Raw genomic sequence first — 6520 nt, 5'->3', positions numbered from 1 at the left:
CAGCGCCCAGCAGCTGTGATCATCGACGCCTATCCGCTGGTGCTCGCGGGGCTCCTGGTGACGATGGGCACGCTCGGCGACCGCTTCGGGCGTCGACGGATGCTGCTGATCGGCGCGACCGGCTTTGCCGCGGTGTCGGTGCTGGCCGCCTTCGCGCCCAGCGCCGCCTGGCTCATCGCCGCACGTGCCGGTATGGGCGTGTTCGGCGCGATGCTGATGCCGTCGACCCTGTCGCTGCTGCGCAGCATCTTCACCGACCGCGACCAGCGCCGCATGGCGATCGCGGTATGGGCGTCGATGTTCTCCGCGGGGGCGGCCCTGGGGCCGATCGTCGGCGGGATCTTGCTCGAGCACTTCGCGTGGGGCTCGGTCTTCCTCATGTCGGTGCCGGTTCTCGTGCCGCTGCTGATCCTGGCGCCGCTGCTGGTGCCCGAGAGCCGTGATCCGCGCCCTGGACGCATCGACCCGATCAGCATCGCTCTGTCGATGTTGACGATGGTGCCGATCGTCTACGCGATCAAGGAGGTCGCGGTGCACGGCTTCGGCGTGCTCCCGGTGGTGCTGACGATCGCCGGGCTCGGCTTCGGTGTCGTGTTCGTTCGCCGTCAGCTCGCTTCCGCGCAGCCGATGCTCGACATGCGGCTGTTCGCCCGTGGCACCTTCAGCGGCGCGCTGCTGGTGAACCTGCTCAGCGTCGTCTCTCTCGTGGGCTTCCTGTACTTCGTCGCGCAGCATCTGCAGCTCATCGTCGGTCTGTCGCCGATGGAGGCGGGATTCGCGCTCGTTCCCGGCATGGCGGCGATGATCGTCGCCGGACTGCTCGTCGTGCCGATCGCCCGCCGCGTCTCGGCGCGCGTGATCGTTCCGATCGCACTGTCGTTCTCGGTCATCGCCTACCTGCTCGTTCCCGGCGCGGTCGGAGACGGCGCCCTGGCGCTGCTGATCGCCGCCTTCGTGCTGCTGGGCATCGGCATCGGTGCCGCCGAGACGGTGTCGAACGAGCTCATTCTCGCCAGTGCGCCGCCGGCGAAGGCCGGCGCGGCCAGCGCCGTGTCGGAGACGGCCTACGAGCTGGGCGCCGTCTTGGGCACGGCGGTGCTCGGCGGCATCCTGACAGCCGCGTATCGCACGGGCATCGTGCTCCCTGCGGGTGTCGAGGGTGCCACGGCGGATGCCGCGCGCGAGACCCTGGCAGGGGCGATGACCGAAGCGGGCGCCCTGGACGGTGCCACCGCCGATGCGCTGCGCACGGCGGCGGCTCACGCTTTCGACGCGGGTGTCGGCATCACCGCGGTGATCGGAGCCGTGCTCGTCGCCATCGCAGCGGTCATCGCGGCCACTACGCTGAAGGGGTCGCGCAGCGCCCACGTCGAGCACTGATCCGTCCTCACGGACGTCCGCACCGACGGCGCCGCGCATGCCCGAGTACGAGCTGTGTCGAGGAGTTCCATGTCGCGTGTGATCAAGCTGGCCGTCATCCCCGGTGACGGCATCGGTCCGGAGGTCGTCGCAGAGGCGGAGAAGGTGCTCGACGCCGTGACCGCGGCATCCGAGGTCACCTTCGACAAGACGCGCTTCTCCCTCGGGGCGGCGCGCTACCTCGAGACGGGAGACACGCTCACGGACCATGATCTGGCCGCCATCGCCGCACACGACGCGATCCTGCTCGGTGCCGTCGGGGGCGTACCGGGCGATCCGCGTCTGAAGGACGCGAACATCGAGCGTGGGCTGCTGTTGAAGCTGCGGTTCTCGCTGGATCACTACGTCAATCTGCGTCCTTCGAAGCTGTATGCGGGAGCGCCGGGGCCGCTTGCCGATCCCGGTGAGATCGACTTCGTCGTGGTCCGGGAGGGCACGGAGGGACCCTACGTCGGTAACGGCGGTTCCATCCGCACCGGGACACCGCACGAGGTGGCCAACGAGACGTCGGTCAACACGGCCTTCGGCATCGAGCGCGTCGTCCGGTACGCGTTCGCTCATGCCGAGCGCCGCCGCAAGAAGGTGACCCTCGTGCACAAGACGAACGTCCTGGTGCACGCCGGCGGGATGTGGAAGCGGATCGTGGATGCCGTGGCATCGGAGCACCCCGAGGTGACCGTAGACTATGTGCACATCGACGCGGCCACCATCTATCTGGTCACGAACCCGGGCCGCTTCGACGTGATCGTCACCGACAACCTCTTCGGCGACATCCTCACCGACTTGGCCGGCGCCGTCACCGGAGGCATCGGCCTCGCCGCTTCGGGAAACATCAACCCCGACGGCGCGTTCCCCTCGATGTTCGAGCCCGTGCACGGCTCGGCGCCGGACATCGCGGGACAGCAGAAGGCCGACCCCACGGCCGCGATCCTCTCCGTCGCCCTCATGCTCGATCATCTCGGGCTCGCCGACGAAGCCGCGCGCGTCACCCGCGCCGTCGAGGAGGACATCGCCCACAGGGGCTCCGCACCCCGCGCCACCGCTCAGGTCGGCGACGCCATCGCCGCCGCGGTGCAGGCGTAGCCTGGAACCGCCGCACGTACGCCGACCGCTCACACCCTCAGGACACGACATGAGCCTCATCTACGAACCCGACGCCGGACTCGCCCCTCTGGAGTTCGCGGTCACCCGCAACCTCGCTGCGAAGTCCGCTGCGGAGCGCGAGCAGCTGCTCGCCGATCCTGCCTTCGGAACGACCTTCACGGACCACATGGTCGACATCTGCTGGTCGGTGCGCGGCGGGTGGCACCGTCCCCGCGTGCAGCCCTACGGCCCGCTGTCGCTCGACCCCGCTGCCGCCGTGCTGCATTACGGGCAGGAGATCTTCGAGGGCATCAAGGCCTACCGGCATGCCGACGGTTCCGTGTGGACCTTCCGTCCCGATCAGAACGGTCGTCGCCTGCAGCGCAGCGCACGACGCCTGGCGCTTCCCGAGCTGCCGGTGGAGTACTTCATCGAGTCCTTGAAGGCGCTCATCGCCGTCGACGGCGCCTGGGTGCCCTCCGGCGCCGACCAGAGCCTCTACCTGCGCCCGTTCATGTTCGCCAAGGAGGCGTTCTTGGGTGTGCGTCCGGCGAACAAGGTCGGTTACTACGTGATCGCCTCACCGGTCGGCGCGTACTTCAAGGGCGGCGCCAAGCCGGTGTCGATCTGGCTCAGCGAGGACTATGCGCGCGCGGGCAAGGGCGGCACGGGCGCGGCGAAGACGGGCGGCAACTACGCCGCCAGCCTGCTGCCGCAGGCGGAGGCGTACGAGCAGGGCTGCGACCAGGTCGTCTTCCTCGACCAGGATCGCAACGTGGAAGAGCTGGGCGGGATGAACGTCGTGTTCGTCTACAAGGACGGCACGATCGTGACGCCGCAGTCGGACTCGATCCTCGAAGGCATCACACGCGACTCGATCCTGCAGCTCGCTGCCGACCGCGGCCACAAGATCGAGGGCCGCGCGGTCTCGATCGACGAGTGGCGTTCGGGTGTCGCCTCCGGCGAGATCGTCGAGGTGTTCGCATGTGGCACCGCCGCCGTCGTCGCTCCGATCGGTGTGCTGAAGGGGCGCGACTTCGTCGACGAGCAGCCCCTCGGCCCGCTCGCCCAGTCGCTGCGCGACGAGCTCACCGACATCCAGTACGGGCGTCGCGACGACACGCACGGCTGGCTCGTGCGTCTCGACGAGCCGGTGACCGATGCGGAGCCGGCCGCGTGAGGATCGTCCGTTTCAGTCACAACGAGGCGATCCGCTTCGGCATCGTCGACGAGGCCGAGCTGGTCGTCTTGGCGGGTGATCCGTTGTTCGCGGGTTTCGAGACGACGGGGGAGCGGGTTCCGCTCGGTGAGGTCGCGCTGCTCGCTCCTGTCATCCCGCGCTCGAAGATCGTCTGCGTCGGCAAGAACTACCGCGACCACGCCGCCGAGATGGGCGGCGAGGCTCCGGCCGCGCCGCTGCTGTTCCTGAAGCCGAACACCGCGGTGATCGGACCGGGAGATGCGATCGTGCGGCCTTCGCAGTCCGAGCGCACCGATTTCGAGGGCGAGCTCGCGATCGTGATCGGCCGTGTGGCCAAGAATGTCCCGGCATCCGCTGCGCTCGATTACGTGTTCGGGTACACGATCGGCAACGACGTGACCGCGCGTGATCTGCAGAAGTCGGATGGGCAGTGGGCGCGCGCCAAGGGGTTCGACACGTTCTGCCCGCTCGGTCCGGCGATCGAGACGGAGTTCGGCCTCGAGGGCGGCGCGCGCATCGTGACGCGGGTGGACGGCGACGTGCGCCAGGATGGCCCGATCTCCGACATGGTGCACTCGGTGCCGGAGATCATCGCCTACGCCTCGGCCGCGTTCACGCTGCTGCCGGGGGATGTGATCCTCACCGGTACGCCGGCCGGCATCGGGCCGTTCGACGCGGGCCAGACCATCGAGATCGAGATCACGGGCCTGGGCACGCTGCGCAACACCGCGCGAAACGCGTGAGCGCCCTGGCGCCGGCGATGGACCCCGTCGCCGTCGCGCGTATCCAGCGGCGCACCGTCACCGTCCTCGCCGCCGGACAGGTGCTGGGCGGCATCGCCTTCGGCGCAACGGTCTCGCTCGGCGCGCTGCTCGCGGCCGATCTGTCGGGCCAGGAGGCGCTGTCGGGGCTGGCGACGGCATCCGTGACGCTCGGAGCATCGTTGTGCGCCATCCCGCTCGCGCGGATGGCGGCACGGCGCGGGCGACGGGTGGCGCTGACACTCGGCAACCTCTTCGCGCTGATCGGCATCGGGATCGTCATCACGGCGGCCGCCGTGCGCAGCTTCCCGCTGCTGATCGTGGGCGTGGTGCTCATCGGCGCCGGCAACGCGGGCAATCTGCAGTCGCGCTTCGCGGCGACCGACCTCGCTCCCGCCGCGCGGCGCGGACGCGACCTCGGCACCGTCGTCTGGGCGACGACCGTCGGGGGTGTGGTGGGCCCGCTGCTTCTGACACCGGGAGAGATCGTCGGCGCCGCGCTGTGGATGCCACCGCTCACCGGCTCGTACGCGTTCTCGATCGTGGCGCAGCTGATCGCTTTTGCGCTCTACGTGGCGGCGCTGCGACCCGACCCGCTCCTGCTCGCACAGCGCCTGGCGCGCAGCGGCGAGGCGCAGCGTGAGCGCATCGACGATGTCGACCGGCCGGTCGCCGCGCGTTATGCGGTCTTCGCGGTGGCCGGGTCGCACGTGGTGATGGCGTCGGTGATGGCGATGACGCCGATCCATCTGGCGCACCTGGCACCCGAGCACGTCACGCTCGTGGTCGGAACCACGATCGCGCTGCACGTGTTCGGCATGTATGGCTTGTCGCCGGTGTTCGGGGTGCTGGCCGACCGATGGGGACGCATCGCGACGATCCTCCTGGGTCAGGCGCTGCTGGCGGTGTCGCTGATCGTGGCGGCGACCATGCCCGATTCGCAATGGGCGGTGCTGGTCGCGCTGTTCCTGCTGGGAGCGGGGTGGAGCGCTGCGACCGTGTCGGGCGCAGCTCTGCTCACCGAGAGCTCTCCGACGAGCCTGCGGCCGCGACGGCAGGGGCTCAGCGACACGATCATGACCTTCAGCGCCGCTGTCGGCGCCGTGGTGGCGGGCGTCGTCCTCAGTCAGATCGGCTACGGCGGACTCGCGCTGGTCGCGCTCGTGCTCGTCGTCGCGGTCACGGTGCTCTCGCCCTACGCGCGTCGCGGGTGAGGAGCGCCGCGAGGAGGTGTCAGCCGCGGAGGGCTGCGACGGCCCGGTCCACGTCGGTCTCGTCGTTGAACACGTGAAAGGCGACGCGCGCGCGCCCGTTGCGGCCGGATGCCGTGATGCCGGCGGCCTGCAGACGCGCGAGGTCGTCTCCGCCCGGGTCGACCCAGGTGACGATCGCCGTCGGGATGTCCGGTTGCTCCAGCTCCAGCGCCCGACGAAGGCGGGACGCGAGACCCGTGGCGTGAGCGTGGACGGCCGCGATGTCGGCCTGCGCGAATGTTCGCAGCGCGGGCTCGGCGCCGACGAATGCCTGCCAGGCGGGGGAGACGTCGAAGCGTCGCGCGCAGGCGGCGAGATCCGCGTCACCGCCGTAGCATGACGTCCAGGGATCGTCGCCGGCGTACCACCCGGCCTGTACGGGCGCGAGCGTGCGCGCGTAGTCCGCGCTCACCGACATGAAGGCGACGCCGCGTGGGCAGCACAGCCACTTGTAGGCGTGACAGAGCAGCGCATCGAATCGCCCGGCGTCGACCGGCATCCAGCCCACGGCCTGCGTGGCATCGCATACCGTGCGTGCACCGACCGCGGCTGCCGCGGTGCAGATGGCGTCGACATCGGCGACGTGACCGCACGCGGACTGCACCAGGGAGAACGCGACGAGCGTCGTACTGGACGTGATCGCGTCGGCCAGGCGCGACAGCGGAGCGGTGCGGACGCGGATCCCGCGGCCTGCGTGCACGAAGGGCAGGACGAGCGAGGAGAACTCGTGTTCCGGTACCAGGACCGTCGAACCCGCGGGGAGCGCCGCCGCGAGAAGTGCAACCTGAACCGACGTCTGGGAG

General features: G+C 69.9%; 6 protein-coding genes. 5 read left to right on the top strand and 1 reads right to left on the bottom strand.

The annotated features are described in order from the left end of the window. From I5I_RS08505 to I5I_RS08485, 5 genes are all read left to right on the top strand, one after another. Positions 1 to 1380: MFS transporter (locus I5I_RS08505; protein ID WP_036318363.1), on the top strand; the 1380-nt coding region annotated here is incomplete at its 5' end. 69 nt (positions 1381 to 1449) lie between these two features. Then, entirely contained in the window at positions 1450 to 2502 is a 1053-nt protein-coding gene (locus I5I_RS08500) for a 3-isopropylmalate dehydrogenase (protein WP_036318361.1), read from the top strand. A gap of 49 nt (positions 2503 to 2551) precedes the next feature. Then, positions 2552 to 3682 carry a branched-chain amino acid aminotransferase gene (locus I5I_RS08495; RefSeq protein WP_036318360.1) on the top strand — a complete coding sequence of 377 codons (1131 nt, stop codon included), beginning with the start codon at positions 2552 to 2554 and terminating at the stop codon, positions 3680 to 3682. Next, positions 3679 to 4446, top strand: coding sequence for a fumarylacetoacetate hydrolase family protein (locus I5I_RS08490; RefSeq protein WP_036318359.1), 768 nt, complete (start codon positions 3679 to 3681; stop codon positions 4444 to 4446). Before I5I_RS08495 ends, I5I_RS08490 begins: the two co-directional genes overlap by 4 nt. A gap of 17 nt (positions 4447 to 4463) precedes the next feature. Continuing rightward, the gene (locus I5I_RS08485; protein ID WP_036318362.1) at positions 4464 to 5678 is read left to right on the top strand and encodes an MFS transporter; all 1215 of its coding nucleotides are present in this window, start codon (positions 4464 to 4466) and stop codon (positions 5676 to 5678) included. Positions 5679 to 5697: 19 nt separating this feature from the next. Here the strand turns inward: I5I_RS08485 and I5I_RS08480 are convergent. Continuing rightward, a partial coding sequence (locus I5I_RS08480) for an aminotransferase class V-fold PLP-dependent enzyme (protein WP_036318358.1) occupies positions 5698 to 6520 on the bottom strand: 823 nt, incomplete at its 5' end.

Origin of the sequence: Microbacterium sp. B24 (assembly GCF_000333415.1) — a bacterium.
Lineage (GTDB): Bacteria > Actinomycetota > Actinomycetes > Actinomycetales > Microbacteriaceae > Microbacterium.
This window is presented reverse-complemented; position numbering and strand designations above follow the sequence as displayed.